Source organism: Bosea sp. PAMC 26642 (assembly GCF_001562255.1).
GTDB lineage: Bacteria > Pseudomonadota > Alphaproteobacteria > Rhizobiales > Beijerinckiaceae > Allobosea.
On record NZ_CP014301.1, the window covers coordinates 2,669,973 to 2,687,215 of the forward strand.

Annotated in this window: 22 protein-coding genes and 4 pseudogenes; 11 read left to right on the plus strand and 15 right to left on the minus strand. The window is 58.1% G+C overall.

Going from position 1 to position 17,243, the window contains the following annotated elements; genetic code table 11:
* Positions 1-48 precede the first annotated feature (48 nt).
* Positions 49-2,049 carry an AI-2E family transporter gene (locus AXW83_RS12905; protein ID WP_156640015.1) on the plus strand — a complete coding sequence of 667 codons (2,001 nt, stop codon included), beginning with the start codon at positions 49-51 and terminating at the stop codon, positions 2,047-2,049.
* 42 nt (positions 2,050-2,091) lie between these two features.
* Here the strand turns inward: AXW83_RS12905 and AXW83_RS27075 are convergent.
* Positions 2,092-2,204, minus strand: a pseudogene (locus AXW83_RS27075) (transposase); the annotation flags it as partial.
* Positions 2,205-2,298: 94 nt separating this feature from the next.
* Here AXW83_RS27075 and AXW83_RS26535 point away from each other — a divergent pair.
* Positions 2,299-2,828, plus strand: a pseudogene (locus AXW83_RS26535) (transposase); the annotation flags it as partial.
* On the opposite strand, the pseudogene AXW83_RS26540 reads toward AXW83_RS26535, so the two are convergent.
* The 10 genes and pseudogenes from AXW83_RS26540 to AXW83_RS12960 all read right to left on the minus strand — a co-directional run.
* Positions 2,824-3,020 (minus strand): annotated as a pseudogene (locus AXW83_RS26540) (transposase); the annotation flags it as partial. The pseudogenes AXW83_RS26535 and AXW83_RS26540 overlap by 5 nt on opposite strands.
* A 495-nt stretch (positions 3,021-3,515) precedes the next feature.
* Positions 3,516-3,719: a hypothetical protein gene (locus tag AXW83_RS12925; RefSeq protein WP_066614083.1), complete on the minus strand. Its 204-nt coding sequence runs from the start codon at positions 3,717-3,719 to the stop codon at positions 3,516-3,518.
* Between the two features lie 136 nt (positions 3,720-3,855).
* Complete coding sequence (locus AXW83_RS12930) at positions 3,856-4,320, minus strand: YidB family protein (RefSeq protein ID WP_066614085.1); 465 nt, start codon at positions 4,318-4,320, stop codon at positions 3,856-3,858.
* Positions 4,321-4,343: 23 nt separating this feature from the next.
* On the minus strand, positions 4,344-4,604 hold the full coding sequence (locus tag AXW83_RS26545) for a GlsB/YeaQ/YmgE family stress response membrane protein (RefSeq protein WP_082767104.1): 261 nt from the start codon (positions 4,602-4,604) through the stop codon (positions 4,344-4,346).
* A gap of 272 nt (positions 4,605-4,876) precedes the next feature.
* Entirely contained in the window at positions 4,877-5,953 is a 1,077-nt protein-coding gene (locus AXW83_RS12935; protein ID WP_210179669.1) for an alpha/beta hydrolase, read from the minus strand.
* A gap of 595 nt (positions 5,954-6,548) precedes the next feature.
* Positions 6,549-6,734, minus strand: a complete 186-nt coding sequence (locus AXW83_RS27080; RefSeq protein WP_156640017.1) for a hypothetical protein — start codon at positions 6,732-6,734, stop codon at positions 6,549-6,551.
* A gap of 321 nt (positions 6,735-7,055) precedes the next feature.
* Positions 7,056-8,048, minus strand: a complete 993-nt coding sequence (locus AXW83_RS12940; RefSeq protein ID WP_066614087.1) for a magnesium transporter CorA family protein — start codon at positions 8,046-8,048, stop codon at positions 7,056-7,058.
* Positions 8,049-8,464: 416 nt separating this feature from the next.
* The gene (locus AXW83_RS12950) at positions 8,465-8,746 is read right to left on the minus strand and encodes a hypothetical protein (protein ID WP_066614093.1); all 282 of its coding nucleotides are present in this window, start codon (positions 8,744-8,746) and stop codon (positions 8,465-8,467) included.
* A 90-nt stretch (positions 8,747-8,836) separates the two neighbouring features.
* Entirely contained in the window at positions 8,837-9,109 is a 273-nt protein-coding gene (locus AXW83_RS12955; protein WP_066614094.1) for a hypothetical protein, read from the minus strand.
* A 71-nt stretch (positions 9,110-9,180) separates the two neighbouring features.
* Positions 9,181-9,606 (minus strand): DUF1236 domain-containing protein, encoded by a 426-nt coding sequence (locus AXW83_RS12960; protein ID WP_066614095.1) that lies wholly within the window; start codon positions 9,604-9,606, stop codon positions 9,181-9,183.
* A 230-nt stretch (positions 9,607-9,836) separates the two neighbouring features.
* Between AXW83_RS12960 and AXW83_RS12965 the strand changes: the two genes are divergently transcribed.
* Positions 9,837-10,187 (plus strand): hypothetical protein, encoded by a 351-nt coding sequence (locus tag AXW83_RS12965; RefSeq protein ID WP_066614097.1) that lies wholly within the window; start codon positions 9,837-9,839, stop codon positions 10,185-10,187.
* 181 nt (positions 10,188-10,368) lie between these two features.
* Positions 10,369-10,725: a response regulator gene (locus AXW83_RS12970; protein WP_066614098.1), complete on the plus strand. Its 357-nt coding sequence runs from the start codon at positions 10,369-10,371 to the stop codon at positions 10,723-10,725.
* A gap of 366 nt (positions 10,726-11,091) precedes the next feature.
* On the opposite strand, the gene AXW83_RS12975 is transcribed toward AXW83_RS12970, so the two are convergent.
* From AXW83_RS12975 to AXW83_RS27085, 4 genes are all read right to left on the minus strand, one after another.
* Positions 11,092-11,355 carry a hypothetical protein gene (locus tag AXW83_RS12975; RefSeq protein ID WP_066614100.1) on the minus strand — a complete coding sequence of 88 codons (264 nt, stop codon included), beginning with the start codon at positions 11,353-11,355 and terminating at the stop codon, positions 11,092-11,094.
* A 154-nt stretch (positions 11,356-11,509) separates the two neighbouring features.
* Positions 11,510-11,920, minus strand: a complete 411-nt coding sequence (locus AXW83_RS12980; protein ID WP_156640018.1) for a beta-1,6-N-acetylglucosaminyltransferase — start codon at positions 11,918-11,920, stop codon at positions 11,510-11,512.
* A 108-nt stretch (positions 11,921-12,028) separates the two neighbouring features.
* The gene (locus tag AXW83_RS12985) at positions 12,029-12,475 is read right to left on the minus strand and encodes a glycosyltransferase family protein (RefSeq protein ID WP_066614104.1); all 447 of its coding nucleotides are present in this window, start codon (positions 12,473-12,475) and stop codon (positions 12,029-12,031) included.
* 354 nt (positions 12,476-12,829) lie between these two features.
* The gene (locus AXW83_RS27085; protein WP_156640020.1) at positions 12,830-13,090 is read right to left on the minus strand and encodes a hypothetical protein; all 261 of its coding nucleotides are present in this window, start codon (positions 13,088-13,090) and stop codon (positions 12,830-12,832) included.
* Between the two features lie 461 nt (positions 13,091-13,551).
* Here AXW83_RS27085 and AXW83_RS12990 point away from each other — a divergent pair, with 461 nt between their 5' ends.
* From AXW83_RS12990 to AXW83_RS13015, 7 genes and pseudogenes are all read left to right on the plus strand, one after another.
* On the plus strand, positions 13,552-13,932 hold the full coding sequence (locus AXW83_RS12990) for a hypothetical protein (protein ID WP_156640023.1): 381 nt from the start codon (positions 13,552-13,554) through the stop codon (positions 13,930-13,932).
* A 248-nt stretch (positions 13,933-14,180) separates the two neighbouring features.
* Entirely contained in the window at positions 14,181-15,149 is a 969-nt protein-coding gene (locus AXW83_RS12995) for a hypothetical protein (RefSeq protein ID WP_156640024.1), read from the plus strand.
* Between the two features lie 71 nt (positions 15,150-15,220).
* Positions 15,221-15,377: pseudogene (locus AXW83_RS28255) on the plus strand (IS3 family transposase); the annotation flags it as partial.
* Complete coding sequence (locus tag AXW83_RS27550; protein ID WP_168166033.1) at positions 15,367-15,528, plus strand: hypothetical protein; 162 nt, start codon at positions 15,367-15,369, stop codon at positions 15,526-15,528. The pseudogene AXW83_RS28255 and the gene AXW83_RS27550, both read left to right, overlap by 11 nt.
* Positions 15,528-15,743, plus strand: a complete 216-nt coding sequence (locus AXW83_RS13005; protein ID WP_442855249.1) for a HoxN/HupN/NixA family nickel/cobalt transporter — start codon at positions 15,528-15,530, stop codon at positions 15,741-15,743. Before AXW83_RS27550 ends, AXW83_RS13005 begins: the two co-directional genes overlap by 1 nt.
* 79 nt (positions 15,744-15,822) lie before the next feature.
* Positions 15,823-16,134 carry a hypothetical protein gene (locus AXW83_RS13010; RefSeq protein WP_066614114.1) on the plus strand — a complete coding sequence of 104 codons (312 nt, stop codon included), beginning with the start codon at positions 15,823-15,825 and terminating at the stop codon, positions 16,132-16,134.
* A 303-nt stretch (positions 16,135-16,437) separates the two neighbouring features.
* On the plus strand, positions 16,438-17,178 hold the full coding sequence (locus AXW83_RS13015) for a FadR/GntR family transcriptional regulator (RefSeq protein WP_066614116.1): 741 nt from the start codon (positions 16,438-16,440) through the stop codon (positions 17,176-17,178).
* Positions 17,179-17,243 lie beyond the last annotated feature (65 nt).

Here is a 17,243-nt window from a genome sequence, read left to right on the forward strand (position 1 = left end):
CCATCGATCCGGACCCGCCCATCACCTGTGATAAAGGACTACGGCACTGTGACCTACAGCACGCGATCCTACGGCTTCAAGATGTCGCCTGCGGCCGCGCCACGTTATGTCGATGCGGTGCCGGGAGCACTAGGAGGTGTTGCGACAGGCGCCTTGATTATCGCCGTTTTTTATATGGGCCGCGAAGTTTTCGTGCCACTGGCCCTCGCCATCCTGTTCAGCTTCGTCCTCGCGCCTCTCGTCAAGCTGCTCCAAAAAATCCGGCTACCTCGATCGGTCGCCGTGATCGCCGTCGTCGCATGCGCGTTCGCGACCGTTGCAGGCCTGACGATGGCGATGGTTGGTCAAGCCACGCAATTGGCAGGCGACTTGCCGATCTATCAAAGTAATATGCGAGAGAAGATCGCCTCGCTGAAGGGCGCAGGCCCAGGGACAGACGTGCTCTCGCGCGCGGTCGACGTCCTCCAAGAGCTCGGCAAGGAGTTCGATAGGCCCGAGAGCCTGCCACAAGCTCGCCTGCCGTCGACGCCTCCCGACAACAAGCCCATCCCTGTCGAAGTCCATCAGCCGCCGCCGGGGGCACTTGCGACCCTGCGAGCATTCTTGACGCCGCTCATACATCCGATCGCCACGACCGGTATCGTGCTGATCTTCGTCGTGTTCATACTTCTCCAGCGTGAGGACCTGCGGAACCGCTTCATCCGGCTGACTGGGACGAGCGATCTTCAAAAGACGACCGCCGCGTTCGACGACGCCGCTAAGCGGCTGAGCCGGCTGTTTCTGACGCAGTTGCTGCTGAACGCCGGCTTCGGGCTGCTCATCGGAACGGGCTTGTGGCTGATCGGCGTTCCCAGTGCGCTCCTGTGGGGGATCCTCGCCGCTATCCTCAGATTTATCCCCTACGTCGGCGCGATTCTGTCGGCGATCTTCCCGATGGTGATCGCCGCCGCCGTCGATCCTGGTTGGACCATGCTCGCCTGGACGGCCTCTCTCTTTCTCATCGCGGAGCCTCTTGCAGGTCACGTCATCGAGCCGCTCGTTACGGGTCGATCAACTGGTCTTTCTCCTGTCGCCATCGTCGTCGCGGCCACATTCTGGACCTGGCTGTGGGGCCCGATCGGGCTGGTCCTTGCTACGCCATTGACGGTCTGCCTCGTGGTGCTCGGGCGACATGTCGAACATCTCGAATTTTTGGACGTACTTTTGGGCGACCGCCCGCCATTGTCGGCTCCCGAGATCTTCTACCAGCGCGTATTAGCTGGAGATCCCGCAGAAACCGCCGACAAGGCCGAGGAGGTCCTGAAGGAACGGTCCTTGTCGGCCTATTACGATGAGGTCGCGTTGGAGGGGCTGCGTCTGGCGGCAGCGGACGTCACGCGCGGCGCCCTCGATATCGAGCGGCAAGTGCAAATCCTGGACACTGTGCGCGAGGTCGTGGACACTTTAGCCGATCACGAGGACCGCGCGCCTACCTCGGGTGAGGTTACCACGGACGCCGAAGCCGGCGCGGCGGTTGCTGAGACCAAGGAGGCGGAAGGCGCCGCGGATCTTCCGATCCTAACGGATGCCCAGATGAAACCCGCCTTCCGTGGTGAAGGCCGTGTAGTGTTGATTGCGGCGCAATCCAGCCTCGATGAAGCGGCGGCGTTGATGTGGTCGCAGATCCTCAGCAAACATGGCTTGGCGACCCGCGTGCTATCGTCCGACGCCCTAACGAGCACGCATCTGTCAGCGCTAGCGCAATCGGATCCCGCCCTCGTTGGACTTTGTTATCTGGGAAGCCAGAGTGGCGCACATATGCGCTATGCGATCAAACGCCTGCGAAGAAGGATGCCATCGACTTCCATCGTCCTAGCCGCATTCGCGGTTGAGCGGAGAGCGCCTGACGAGGCCGATGTTTCGCTCGCAGACCGGATCGAGACCACCATGCGTGGCGCTAGCAAAGCATGCCTGGAGCAGGCGGCCTCCGGTGAGCAGCCGGTGTGGCCCCCACCCCTATCGAGCCACGACGAAGTAGGACAGGGCGGATTGGCAGGAATGCCGCGCTGAGCGTCTCCGAGGCGGTCATCCATACTTCGCCTTCCATTTCTAAAACGTCGCGTCACTTATCCCGTGCTTGCACACACATCCTGGGTCTTCCTCCCAGCCTCGTGCTCCTTCAGCGCCACAATGATCTGATCTTCGCTAAAACGGCTGCGCCGCATGGTCCATATCCTGTGATCCGACCCCCGCAAACTGGACCGTTTGAAGTTGGAGTTTTCCGCGTCAAAATCCTTCGGCTGGAAGGAGCGGAAGACGATGAAGGCATCGAAGTTCTCGGACGCGCAGAAGGCGTTCATCATCAAGCAAGGCAACGATGGCACGCCGGTTGCGGAGATCTGCCGCAGGGCCGGGATCAGCCAGGCGACCTACTTCAACTGGAAGAAGAAGTATGATGGGCTGTTGCCGCCGGAGATGCGGCGGCTGAAGCAACTCGAGGACGTCGCGATAAACCCGGAACGGGTTTACGCTGTAAACACCAAGCTGAGGAAGCTCGTCGCTGACCTCTCGCTCGATCGCGATATGCTTCAGGATGTCATCCGCCGAAAGCTTTAAGGCCTGATCGCAAGCGCAAGCTCGTCAGCGTGATCAGCACGGAATGGGCGGTCTCGATCCGGCGCGCCTGTCGCGCCTTGGAGTTCGACCGGTCCACCTTCCACTACCGATCCCGCAAGACCGATCAGGCCGGCTTCGCTGCCCGCATCAAGGCGATCTGCGAGACGCGTGTCCGGTACGGATACCGACGCGTGCACGTCCTGCTGCGCCGCGAGCGCTGGGACAATTCAGCTTGGCGTTCTCGTCCTCAAGTTGCTTCAGACGCTTGGCTTCGGACACGTCCATCCCTCCGAACTTCGCTTTCCAGTTGTAGAGGGTCGCCTCGGAGACACCGTGCTTGCGCGCCAGATCGGCGGTCTTCGCCCCGGCCTCATGCTCGCGCAAAACCGCGATGATCTGCTCTTCCGTAACCGTGCTCGCTTCATCTGTCCGTCCTTGAGAAAGGCCGGACTCTAAATCGCCGTGGAGGAAAAACGCAGTGGCAGGTCAGATACGCGGATCGGCACCGACGCCCTGAAGTTACCAGCGACATTCGGGTGGTTCAGCCATTGAACCCACAGGAGCGCTGCTTTCCTTCTAGTAAAGGTGGCAAGAATATTAAATGAGGATAGTCGAGCGGGATACTCGGTGGCGGTGAGCGCTATGCGGAAGTCGGGCTGAATTGGCTTCGAAACGGCACCCCGTTCTGTCCCAAATCCAGTTTTTGAAGGTCAGCCAGAAGGCGTCGATTCCCTCACTGTTGCAGCATCGAAGGCGTCAGCAGCGAACTTCGAAGTGCGGGAGCCGTAATTGTTGCCAGGCGTCTTCCGAGCATCGCGAGAGCGAGCAGGCGACATTCCATCGAGTTCCGCTCACGCACGTCGCGCGGCGAGATGCCCAAAACGCAAGATGCCGTTGCGACATGGGTGTGTCATCTTTGTTCAAATATGATCTCCAGTCCCCTCCGGGCCTAAGTGCTTATGTCCCTCTGCGACCAGGGCTGCATTGATCGCAATCAGGCCAAACAGGATGAGAAAGAAAACGGGGATCAGCCGGAAGCTGCTCATCAGACCGAAGTAGATCAGCCCGCTTGCGATGAGGCTGGCCCCGCCAAGGAAGAGAGTCACATAGCGACTGTTGATCATACTGAAATCTCCTAACGGCACAGGCCAGCTTAATGTAACGCCCGGCGAAAAATGTCGGCCCTAGTGCAAATGAGAAGTTCGTTGCCTCAGCGTGCGTCCAACTCGGTTTGCAGCCAAAAGAACCACTTGGCTCAGCCTAGGAAGTGCTGATACGCCCCTCGGGAGTATAACGGTCAACCGCATCAGGGAGCTGACGAGATAGCCTCGCCAATAGCTCATCACGCGAGAGGCCTGTCTGGCGGATCAAGGTGTCGATGACATCGGGGCCGATCGCCTTTTCCAGATCATTAGGGGCAACTTCCTGATTTGAACCATGTTGCACCCATGAATCGGCCGTTGAGCCTTGTCCGGCTTGTTTGAACCGATCCATAAGCTCGCCCAAACCGCCCGACAGCAGACCGCCGACCCCTCCAGCGCCTGCTAAGCCTCCAAGGCCGCCCAGTATACCGCCGGCCTCCCGTGGCATATCCGAGTTGGGCTGCTGGCCTGGGTTACGCTGGCTGTTCTGTAACCACTCCGAAATCTTGTCTCGGTTCTGAAATCCAGCAACCGCCAGAAGTCCGAGAAGCGCCGTCATTGATGGAAAGCCATTGCTACTCATAGTCGTTCTCCTATCCTTGCGGGCTATACGGCGCTTTTGCGATTGGAGAGGAACGACCAGGCAAAGAGCACTATGACTGCTCCTATTACAGCTCCAAGGAGACCGGCTCCCTCTCCTGGATTGTACCAACCCAGAGCCTGTCCCAAGAAAGTAGCGACGAAGGCACCGACAATCCCGAGTATGGTCGTCAATACAAAGCCTGATGGCTCGTTGGATCCGGGCATGAGAAGTTTTGCTACAATGCCGGCTACGAAACCAATCACGATGGTCCAAAGTATGCCCATATCATGCCCCTGCGTTCGATCTGCCCGAAGCGACGATTCGCCTCACGCTTGCAGTCAGAAAGTTCGCACAAGGGCCTTTGTTCCGACTCGTTGGGCGTCGAGAGCGTTTTGCTCGCTGACAGACGAATGAAAAAACTTCAAACCAAAGACGCCACTGCGACAGGTCGATCGGCGCAGATGATTTGCAATGCGGGAGATACGCACCAGGTCTGCACGCAAAGAAAACGGCCCCACCTGGGGCCGTTGACGCAATCGAGCGACGGGATCGGCGGTCACATGCTACCAAACCCCTTTTTGATCTGAGTGACCGCGAGGCTTTGCGCCTCGGCTGCCTTGGCGACCACGGCATCCATGCCGAAGAACTCATGCGTGACGCCGGTATAGAGCTTATGGGTAGTCTCGACGCCGGCTTCCTTCAGCTTCGCCACGATTAGGTCCCCATCCGACTTCAGCGGGTCGATCTCGGCGTTGATCACCGTCGTCGGCGGCAGGCCCTTCAGGTTAGCTAAGATGAGGTTGAGGCGCGGGTCTTTCGTGTCGGCCTCGCTCTTGATGATATGCTTCACAAACCAGGCCATCATCGGCGTGTTGAGCGGCTTGGCATTGGCCTGTTCTTTCTTGGAGGGCGTATCCAGGCTTGTTGTCGCGACGGGATAAACCGCGACGATGGCAACCGGCTTGGTCAGATTCTGGTCGCGGGCGGCGATAGCGGTGTTGATCGCCAGGTTGCCACCGGCGCTTTCGCCAACCAATGCAATCTTGTTGGCATCGTAACCCCAGCTCTGGGCGTTCTTCAGGATGTACTTGTAGGCCTTGATCGCCTCGTCATGTGCGGCCGGGAACTTGTTCTCCGGACCCATTGGGTAATCGACAGAGACCACGGCCGCACCTGTCTTCTTCGCCAGTGCGGACGGCGTCGAGTCATAGACTTCAAGATTGGCGATGACCCAGCCGCCGCCACGGAAGTAAACGACGATAGGCAGGTTGGATTCCTTCGTCGCGTTCTCGGGCACGTACCAGCGCAGCTTTAGACTGCCCATGTCAGCAAAACTGCTGTTAGAAAGCTTGAGACCTTCGTGCGGCTTTACGCCGAGCTTCTTGTCTATAGCGATTTTGATAACGGCATTGGTGGGCGTCGGCTGCTTGCGCGCCTCGGTCGGCTCCAAGGTCTCGATCGGCTTACCGCCAAGGCCGGCAAGTACTGCAAGAACCTCCGCCATGTCGGCGTCGGGCTTGGACGCAGTGGGCATCGTCGCCGAAGCGGGGGCCGCTGCCGTTTGCGCGAAGGTCGGTGTCATGGCACTGGTCGCCAGGAGCACAGCCAATGATACGGTTTTGAGGGTGTTCATAACGTTCCTTGGGGTTACATGGCTAGTCGACCCAACCCCTCGTGATGGCGCCTGTTCCCCGGCCGCCGCAGGGAAGGTCGAAAGATTGAGCGTGCACGACCAAAACGACCGACTTGATTGGAGCAGCGCGGAGCGCTGACGGCCAGTGGGCCGAGGACGCGCGACGCTTCAGAGGTCGGATCGTCATACCTTCAAGAATAAAATCAGCTGTCGAAATAAGCGCCAACCGCGCCGTCGGGTTGCTCGGCCCAAGCCTCGCTGGTCCTGATTTTTCTCACCGCATCGGCAATCTCCGCGCCATTTTTTGTGAGTTTTTGTCAGGTCTGTCCGGGGACATATCCTGAACATCCCTACGCGGCGCAGGTGCAGGCGAGGAACACACATATCCTCGCCTCCATAAGGATAAGGCGGGGCGGTTGGCGCCCGCGCGCGCCTGCGCATACTGGTCTCGAAAGGAAGGCCGAAAGCCGTTATCGTCTATCTGGGCGGCTATGAAATTCCGGCACACGCTCTTCCTATGGCTCCTGCGGTTAAGGCGCATAGCCTTTGCGACTAGAGGATCTGCCACGACGGAACGAGGTTCTCGATGTGTTTATCATGACACTCCAAGGCTGCGGGCGCGGCGTTCGAGAGTATCTGTTTCAGAGGCTTTATCCTCGGGCGCGCACTCGGCAATCTCTGGACATTGTAGAAAACCCACAACGATCCCCTCCAACTCGACCACGCGCTCCCGCAGAGCATTAATTTCAGTAAGCAACGCATCTCCTGTAGGATTACTCATGTTATCTCCTAAATTGTTTACCCACTCTGCTCGGATCTTCCTAAAGTAGTCATGTGCCGTAGCTAAATGCAAATCCTCAGCGAGCCAATCTTACGCCGCCGAGAGCGTCGGGGAACTGGCGTCTTCCTTCATCCGCATTGCCTTTACCGCGTCCTTTTCCAACTCGGTTGCCCCGCCAGGCGACCATTTTTGGGGATCAAGCATGGTTATCCTCCCATATTTTCGGCTGACGCAATTCTATGAGCGCCTGTCGAACAACTCGCCAACGCGGTCTTTGTGCCGGATACCGCGATAGCCACGACGCGGTAGCAGGGCCAAGTGTCAGAGCCATTTTTTCCATCGGAAGAAGAGATAAGGAAGGATCGCGAAGACGACCATCATGGCAAGCGCCATGGGGTATCCCAGCCGCCAATCCAATTCTGGCATATGCTTGAAATTCATCCCGTAACTCGAAGCAACCAACGTCGGCGGCATCATGACGACCGAAACGACGGAAAAGAGTTTGATGATCTTATTTTGCTCCAGGCCGACCAAACCTAATGTGGCGTTGAGCATGAACTGAAGTTTTGTTGATAGCGAGGTCGCGTGTTCCTCGATGGCTTGGACATCTCGAATGATCGTCCGCCATTCTGGCGTAAACCCGCCTGAAATCTTTTTGGGGCGAACAAAATTCGCGGACAAGAAGAGCAGCACGCGTTCGATTGAGACCATGCTCTCGCTGACATTCGAGATGAGGTGTTCGTACTGTCCGATTTTGCGGATGACGCCCTGATAGGCTCCGTTCTGCTCCACTGACGCCGCTTTTTCGCTGAATACGCTGCGAGCCGACACATCGATCTGATCCCCCACGCCGCGAAGAACCTCTGTCGCCCGATCGAGAATGGCCTCGATCAGCCCCTCCAAAACGGCGGCAGGTGCACTCCCGCTTCCGCCGGGCTTGGCAACGCGGTTGAGAAAAATTCCGAACGCGCCGGGCTCGTCGTAACGAACAGTGACCAAGCTTTTCTCCGTCAGGATGAAGGTCACATCTGCGAGCTTCGGGACAATTGTGTCTGACCGGCATATGACCCGCGCTGTCATGTAGTGAGCGCCGTTCTCGGTGTAGATAATTTCCGAGGGCTCCAGGTCGTGCATCTCTTCACGCGTCGGAATCGAAATTCCGAGATGTTTCTCAACCAGCTTATCCTCATCCGGGATCGGATTGAACAGGTCGATCCAAACGGAATGTTGTTCGAGGATCGGATCGGTACCCGCGAGAGTGTTTGAAACGAGGTGATCTGCCGTTTCTGGGCAGATACGGTAGGCCGAGATCATAGCCGCCTCCAGGTCTCTTCGCCGTTTCGCCGCGCCTATTTACGAGCGATCCGATGCCGAAGCCGAGCCCATTTGTCAGCGCCCCACAAGGTAAAGCGCGCGACAGGCTTTTGCAGGAAGGGGATATCAGCGGCGAGGAGCAGTAGCCCGAGGGGCAGCATCCAGATGCCAAGCCCCGGCAGAATCGAAAACACGCCGCCGAGCACGAGCAGCCCACCCGCGGGTATACGGAGCCAGCGCGATGCTGGGTGCCGAAGCCAACGCAGCCCAGCGCCGACCCAGAGCGGCACCTCCTGCTCAAATCGCCTGAACGCCTGCCGTAGGGCCTGCCTGCCTTCGGGCATAGGCTACTCCGTTCAATGTGAAGTTAGCGCAGCGACGATCTCGGGCGACCGAGACTGTCGCGGGCAATTTTTTCAATAGCGGTAATAACGGAAGTCACGAGCGCGCCGCCCATAGGCCCGAGCGTGCGGCGGGGGACCGCCGTAGTATCGACCGGACCCATAGCCCCGATTCCAGTGCCGCGAGCCCTTCCAACCCTTGTGGTCTTTGAACTTGTGGCCATCCTTCTTGATCTGCTCGACGTGGTCGAGCATCTCGATGGCTGTCAGACCCGCCACCGGGGTGGCCTGGGAAGTCGATGGCGTGATCGATCCCAGGCCCAGCATGGCCACCGCAACAAGAGCGAACTTTCGCATTGGTATCTCCGCGTGAACAGTCGCCGTTTGGATTGATGACCGGGCGGGTTAGGTCTGTCCCAAATCCAACCCGCTGTACCGACGGCTGTATTAGTCGCAGATGCGCATCCGGCGCTCGACAACCTCGCCGTAGCGATTGACCCGACGCTTTACGACCATGCGGCAATCGTCATCGTCGTCGAAGACGGGACCTCGGAAGCCGCGTCGTTCCCCGGCAAAGCGGTAGCCACGGGGCTCGTGATAGCGCGGACCATCATAACCCGGCCGGTCGATTCCAAACTGGAATTGGACCTGCGCTTGAGCGGGACCGCTGAACACGGCGGTAGCCGCAACGGCAGCGGCGATCAGGAAAGGCCGTAACATGGCGTTGTCTCCTTGGTTGATCAGGTAACCGACCGAAAGGAGCCACCCCGTCCAGGGCGGGCTCTATTTGATCATTCGATGATCTGAACGATCTTGCGGGTCTTGGGCTCGACCAGGACCGTCTGGTCATTGATCACGGTGTAGCGATATTCGGTCTTGCCATACTTGGCCGGGACTTCGCGATAGGTCACCGTGTCGGGCAACGTCGCGCCAACGACGACCTTCTCGCGGTACGCTACCGAAGGCACCTTCTGTTCCTCCACGTAGGTGCGGAACTCGGTGCGGTTCTCGGTTGCGATGCCACCGACGATCGCGCCAGCAGCGGCACCACCAACGCCACCCACTACGGCTCCGACAGGACCACCCACGATGGCACCGCCGACAGCACCAGTGGCCGCGCCGCTGGCTGCGCCACCGGCAGCGCCAGAGTTGGACTGCGCGAAGGCAGAAGCGGGGACGAGAGCGAGGGCGGCGATAAGTGCGATGTTCTTGATCATGGTCTTCTCCCTTTCGAGGACATGTTGCCCCTCAGTCGCAAACTAAACTGCGGTCCAAAGCGTCAGTTCCATGAATAGCCGTTCATAATGAGGGGGTTAGCGTGATCTGGCGACATTATGGGGGGACGCGGGCTTGGCGCTTTAACGCTACTTACGCGCCAGATGCCGATTCCAGGAACCTTGTTGCGGTTACGACGTATCGATCCCACTGGGCATGTTTGGAGGCCGCTATGAACCCGAGACTGGCAGCGCTGCTCATACCGATCACGATTTTTCTGGCAACCCACTCCGAAGCCACGAGCCTAACCTTCAATTGCAAATTCGATGATGGTGTTGTGGTGATTAATCATAGTGAGACTACGGGACGGGCTACCGTTCAAATCGAAGGCAAGGAGCGGCATTACATCGTCGACAACCAGAAGCTCGTTGCGACCCAGAGCGGGATGCCGACCTACTATTTTCAGTCAGAGCTGAAGCGCTGGAAACGGCTAAACGACCGCGGCGAAACCGTTGAAACAACAGTTTGCAAGGCTAGCGATTCATCCACCGCCGCCAGATCCGTAAGTTCGCTTCACAACTAAGCAGTCTGCAGTCCCTCTAGCGCGGTGCGAGCCGGGATAAAAAAGGAACGCGGGATCGGCGCTCCGTCGCTCTGGCGTGATTTACGAAGCGCTAAGGATAACAGGCGCAATTTTAGCTATTGGATGCAACTAACGCACGCTGGCGCTAGTTTATTTGGCTCACAGCCGAAAGCGCCGTAAAATGCCAAAGCCTGTCGTACTGATCGTGGAAGATGAGCCCATACTGCGTATGGATGCGGCCGGTTTCATCGAGGAGGCAGGCATTGAGGTCATCGAGGCGACCAGCGCCGACGATGCAATTGGTATCTTGGAGACTCATCCCGAGATAAATGTCGTCTTTACCGACATCGAAATGCCCGGGAGCATCAACGGATTGAAACTTGCATTCGCTGTCCGCAACCGCTGGCCATGGGTAACTTTGATTATCGCCTCGGGGCGCATTCGGCCTCAACCGTCCGAGATGCCGAGCGAGGTCACTTTCCTCCGCAAACCGTATTCCGAGGCATTGGTCATGGCAGCTGTCAGGCGCGCCGCTTAGTTAGCCAATCTGGCCGCCTAGAGTCTGAGCGTGACAATCAGGCCGCCTGGGGACCCCTCGTAGTCGAATGAGCCTCCGAGCTGGCCGGCAACGCTTCAACAAAACAAAAGAAGGAAGAGTGGCACGCTAGCCGCCGATCTCGGCATTCATATGTCGGTTAGATGAGCAGGTCCATATGACAGAGGTGTGGCCGGGAACGAGGCAATTAGTCAGACGGCTGGTCGCGCGACTTTGTACCTTCAATTTCTTGCTTCGAGCCCCAGCCCTGTTCGGATGGTGGATCACGCCGGGTTACGCGTCGCAACACGAGCGTAAAAACCGTCAGCAGTATGGGGATCGCTACGACAATCCATAGACCAGGCGGGTTCACTCGCTACTCCTGCTCTTTTCTGATGTCGGCATTGATATGCAATTGCGCGGTGTCTCCCGGAACTTGATGACAGCTTTGGCTGCGAGCATGTCGGTCTCGCCCATCTTCCACAGACCGACGATGATTGAGCCCAGATACTCACGATCTTTAGCTTGAGCCAACGGATCAACGGATAGCTCGATCGCGGTCCATGCCTCATCGAATGCGGTTTTAAGCGCTGACAACACGTCCGGCTCGGCTAAGAGGTTTTGGAAAGGCATATAAGACCTGTGAGCACTACATTCATTGGATTCATTCTAATGAAGCATGCATCAGCAGCGGCGCGGGGCGCAAGTGTCGCTTGAACCCAAATTTACCGGGGGCACGAGTCCGCGGGTATTCAGTAGGATCCAAATGTCGGGAGCGAAACGAAACTCAGGCCAAGACTCGGAGCTGTGATTTCTCAATCGCCACATCGACCCGGTTCAAAATACCAGGGTGGGTTTCAATATCAAATTTCCGAGCAATATAGAACCCTGACTGGATCAGGCTCGGAATGTCGCTGTCGTTGATTATCTTCGATCTCCCATGACGACTGCGAGAGAAATCATAGTACCGCAGCTCTTCCTTCGAGATATTGAAGAGTCTGCTGTTAAACAGGACTGTGTGCGCGAAGGACTCATCAGGCACGAGCGTCCGCTGGTAATATGCTACGATATCTGGATTACTCTCGACAAATTGGAGCAGATATTCCGCGCAAGCTCTCCGGATTGTCATCCAAAAGCTGCCGCCGATCAAATGGAGACCATGATCGAATGGTGTTTGCGGGGCGCGACGCCCCAGCATGAGACCATAGCTTGTCGTCAACCTAAAGTTATGAGATGAATTAATTACGTCTTTTGTAAGCTTGAGTAGGATTTGCCCTAGCCTTCCTATATCGGGCGTCAATGCTTGTTACTGGAAATAATATCGATCGCGGCTTTCCTTGAGCGGCCAACTCATTATCCCAGAGGTCGCTTCGTCGAGGTCATCAGCACGGAAATGATAATAATAGCCGTCCTTATGTGAGGATGACAGCTTAAATTCCAAATCGGCGAGCGGACGAACAAGATAATCTTGGCCACTCATCATGACCAACCAGTCGTATTCAATCTCATTCTCATAGAGCCAACGTAAGCTTTTTAAAAATCCGTCGACCAATCCGAAACTTCCCCGGCCGCCCACTGCCGAAAATGCTTTCGTTACGCCTCTCAGCTGCGAAAGCAGGCCGACTTCTTCGGAAGTGCCGTCATGGCTGATGACGACGACATGATTTTGGGATGATCCCTGTAGGCGCTGGACTAGATGCTCGATTTGAACCAGGCACTTATGCGATTGAATGACGAAGGCGATCCGCATCATAGACTTTCTGCACTTCGATTTCTGCGTCGGCCACTCAGGTGCCCAAATATCCGCTTCGAACGCTACCGGCCCTTTAAATTAAATCGGTGCAGTTTTGAGCGCTTAGCCCGACCGAGCCTGCAGCCGACGGCCAGCCATCAGCATACCCGCAGTTAAAGCACGAGCGACCAAAGCAGCCAGCCGATCCCACCAAGCCAGGTTACCGTGGCGACGCCTATGGCGCTTAAAAGTGCCGTTTTCTACAAAGCGAGAGTCGTGGTTCGTATGCGACGCGTCTGGGCTGCCAACAACCCGTACAACAGTCTGCACATCGAACGTATTTAACATTCCTGGCTCCATTCCGGAGCTTCAACGTCAAAGTTCGATCTTGGTTGCACCAAACTCCAAGCATTTTTTAATTAAACTAATTCCAACCACTCGCACGCACCCATCCGCGCCGCGCAACTGGTATCGTCGCTCGCCGTCCACGGCCGAGAGGGGCAATTCGCCCAGGACGTCATAATAGCTGCCGCCAGAACGGTCGTTAACGCCGAACGGGAGCACCACTGAGTCACCAACTGTCAACGCTGATTGTGCGGGCGTAGCCATACTGACTGCTCCGTTGAACATGCCCATGGGCATGTTCGAAAACAGGTTTGACGGGCCTTGGTTCCCGCATGTTTTCAAGTATCGAAAGAGTGCGGAATGCGGTCGTTACCGGCCAGTGCATCGCCTTGTCCCCGCATTGCGCGCCACTGGAAGTTGTTCCTCGCAACTTGCAGCAATCGACTTGGTATCCGGCGCGGGAACATGTGACCTCCGCTCATGTTTGTTCCGCAAACACGATGGAGCTGCAGATGACCGCCTATGCATTAAAGCGGACGCCCGTCGCATTTTGGGCTCGGCTTTTCGCCAAGTGGCATAGACCGGCGGCAATTTGGTCGCCCGTTATGTCGTCATCAGGACCCAATGAACTAGACGCGCCGTATGGGAGTGACGACCGTGAGGCTTTCGGGCGTAAGAGCAGGTCAGACCCTGGTCCACGACCAGTGCGTAGCCGTTGAATGTCCAGACCGGCCGAGGAGGTCGCCATCCCGATGCTCCCGATTGAAGACGAACTAAACGCGCACCGGGTTCAAGAGCGCATTTTTGATCTGGCCGGGTGCGACGAAGGTAGCTCGGAGGAAGCCGAATTATTTGCGTTGGTCGAGTCGTTAGAAATCTGGAAGACGAAGTGCCTGCCGCAGCCTTCGGAGGACACGTTCACGCCCATATCTGGAACGGTCCTTCCAGAAGAAATGCCGCAAGCCAACGAGCTCAAACCGATCACCACGCTGGATGAGTATGCAGACGCGACACGGCGCATCGCCGAGCTCGCCAGCAGTTCGGGTGGCGCCAAAGCGGAGGAAGAACTGAAAGGCCTCGTCGCTGTGGTGGAAAAATGGGTCGACTTCGATGATAAGGGCACGCCCCGTTGAGGACTAACGCGATGCACTTAATGGCGTCGGCCTTGCCCGTCAGATCTCCAATTGAAGGGCTCTCCCCGGCAGCATGATCAGGATGGAGTGCAGGGCGGCGGAATGAGGTCTCCGAAGGCAACAACGATTAGATGATGATGGAGTCGCTCTCGCAGCCTAAACCGAATTTTCCGCGCCTGTGGCGGGCGCAAGCGGGGAGGCTGAGATGGCTGATGATCCGATAGGGTCTGCGCTAGGGAACTGGTTAGATGGCAATCCAGGCTTTCATCAAGGGCAAGAACTACGACACCCGATTTGATTTCGCAGGTGCCGGGCGTCCCGCACGGTTGACGCTTATTTTGAAAGTCAGGCTCGTTCCACTTGATCCAACGTCCGGTTGGGCGAAGGTGAGCCGCGCCGCGCAGCTACCGGGTGCAGCTCTGCGCCCCCTACCTCCCCGAGAACTCGCAGCTGTGGCTCATAATCGCAAGCATGGCAAAGTGATGGACGCCAATGGCTCCATGGTCGATTGCCAGACATGGTTGCTCAGCGAGTGGAGCGAGTTTCGTCGGCGCTTCAAGCATACGGTTGAGAACGCTTGGGGCAACCAGATGCTGTTTCTCCCCTCAGAAGGGCATTCGGCCGATAGCAAACTTAGCGATGCGGACTTCAAACGGCTTGTTGGCAACCCAAAGATGCCTGCTCACGTTCAGGGGGCGCTAGAGATCGATCTGGTGGAGACCGCTGAGGCGGCTCAAGCGGTGATCGAGGTGATCAATCTCAAGCGAGCTGGCACGCGTTTTCGCGATCAAATGACGCGCATCTCGAACGAAAGCGTGCAGTTCACACATCGGGAATTCAAGTTCGGAAAGTCACGAAGCGTCGACGGCAAGACCGGTCAGATCACTGCTGCGCACGAGGTGGGGCACTGGCTTCGCGGCCCCACACAGCGGGTATTTGAGCACATCGATAGACAAGCGATGCTTAAGAAGGGGAAAGCAGACGCCAGCGTGCCGAAGAAAGTCCTAGACCGGATGCAATATGGCGAAACGCTAGGTCGATACTATTCACTGATGGGAGGAGGAAGCGTTGTCGGAGACCACGAGGCCGGCCCCTGGATGGAGCGGCTAGCCAAGCATACACACCTGACCGGCGGATGGGTCTTCGTTCACAAGCAGCATTTTCACTGGAGCGTCGGGGACATCTCGCCGAGGCAGAAGCGCTTGCTGGGCAGTTGATCACGTTACCGTTCACGCTGACTGAGCTCTGGCCTGCTGCCGGTTTCGTGGACACCGAGATTGGGTGTTTCATGAAGGCCCACGGTCTGCTCCTGCAGCGCCATGCCGGCGGCGTCGAGGCGCGTCGTCACGATGGCCACATCGCAGTCGATCAATCCAACCTTGCGCTGGTGCTCGGACGGCTTCGAACTCGGCTGCGACAACGGCGAGAAGGTCCGTGTCGCCTTCGAAGCATCAGGTGGACATGCTCGCACGCGTTTCTCCCGCTCGACCGACGGTTTCACCCGTCGCCTTCGACGAACAGGCGGCGCACCGGCACATCAAGCGCCGCCGCGAGGCGATCGAGAGCATCGCCGGCGAGGCGCCCGAGGAGGCCTGATCCCATGTCCCGCCGCGATTACGGTGCTGCTGCTCTGCCTGCAGCTCAAGGAGATCACGCTCGGCGCGGCGCTGGTGTTCTGCTTCTCGATCGGGCTCGCCATCACGCTGGTCAAAGTCGGCGCCGCCGCCACCATCAGCATGCGCCATGCGTCGAGCCGGTTCACCTGGCTTTCCACGCTCGCCCGGCGCGCGCCTTATTCTCCGGCGGACTGATCATCGCGGTCAGGCTCTACGTCGCCATCCATGGCTGGCTCGCGCTTCCCCGCGCTGCCGGCCTCTGAGGGAGCAGCCCATGCTCGCCGTTCTCGCCATCCGCACCTATGCCCGGCTTTTCCTCGCGCAGGTCATCGCTTTGCTGGGCACGGGGCTGCTGACGGTCGCGCTCGGGCTACTCCCCTTCAACCTCGCCGGCTACAAGGCCGGTACGGTGCTTGGCACGGCGCTCGCGATCAAGATGATCGCCTACGTCACCGTCGCGCCCGTCGTCGGCGCCTTCGCGGCTCAGTTGCCGCGCAAGGCCTTTCTGATCGCGATTGGATATGGTCCGGGCGGTGATCGTGTGATTCAGCACCTAAGCGTGACCCCACATCAAAATATCAACTAAGTCATTCAATTTATGAGGTTATTTTATTTGGGAAAGGGGTAACGCGCGACGCCGGGCGTGACCCTTTTGCGAACGCAAATTCGCCATTGAAGTCAGTGAGTTAAAGGCAGAACTCGCGGGGTCAATGTTCGGCGCCTCCTCACAATTGTGGGCCTCCCGTCGTGCGCTTTCGCAGCCCCGGAGCGGCAAGCTCTCAGCCACACTCACTCAGCACAGGGAGATATTGCGCTATGGGGGATGCAATTGACGCGAGTTTCTGGTCATCGTATTGGTATGACCAGAAAAAGAAGATGTGAGCTTGGGATGGACGTTCAAGCTGTCGAGGGAACGAAGGGGTTCGCGAAGGTTTTCACCTTCCTGCGCGAACGCCTTTTGGATGGCACCCTAAAGCCAGGCGACCGGGTGATCGCCGAACGTGAGCTCGCGACGCAGCTCGGCGTCAGCCGTCCGATTGTGCGCGAGGCGCTGCGCGCGCTTCACATGCTAGGCATCGTCGAGATCCGGGATCGCATCGGCACTGTCGTCAAGCGACCCGACATCTCCATGCTGAAGGACTTCTTCGCACTGGCGCTGGCGCAACAGGCCGATCTCATCGACGACGTCATGGAAGCTCGCATCGCGATCGAATGCCAAGCGGTTCGCCTGGCCTGCGAGCGCGCCATGATCGCTGATTTCGAGCGACTGCAGCGGTCGCTGGTGCGGATCGGCGCGACGATGGACGAAGCCGATGCCGGCAGCGTCGCAGATTTCGACTTTCACCGCGCCATCGTTTTGGCTTCTCGATCGGAGACGCTCTGCGTCCTGCACGACTCGATGGCGGCGCTGCTCACACGCTCGCACCGCAGCCGGCGCGAGCTGGTGCAGATGTTCGGATCGATGAAGAGTTATCTCATCGACGACCACAAGCGGGTCTTCGATGCCATTGTGGCCCGCGATCCCGATCGCGCCGAGAGCACACTGCGGCGGCATTTCGCTATCGGCGACGAATACAGGCGCCGCGCGGCGCTCGGGGACGGAGACAGGATCGAGGCCAACGCCAGCTAGGATACGTGCTCGGAGGCGCGTCACGCGAGCCGGCATCCGCTTCGCGCAACGACTTTCAAGCGTTA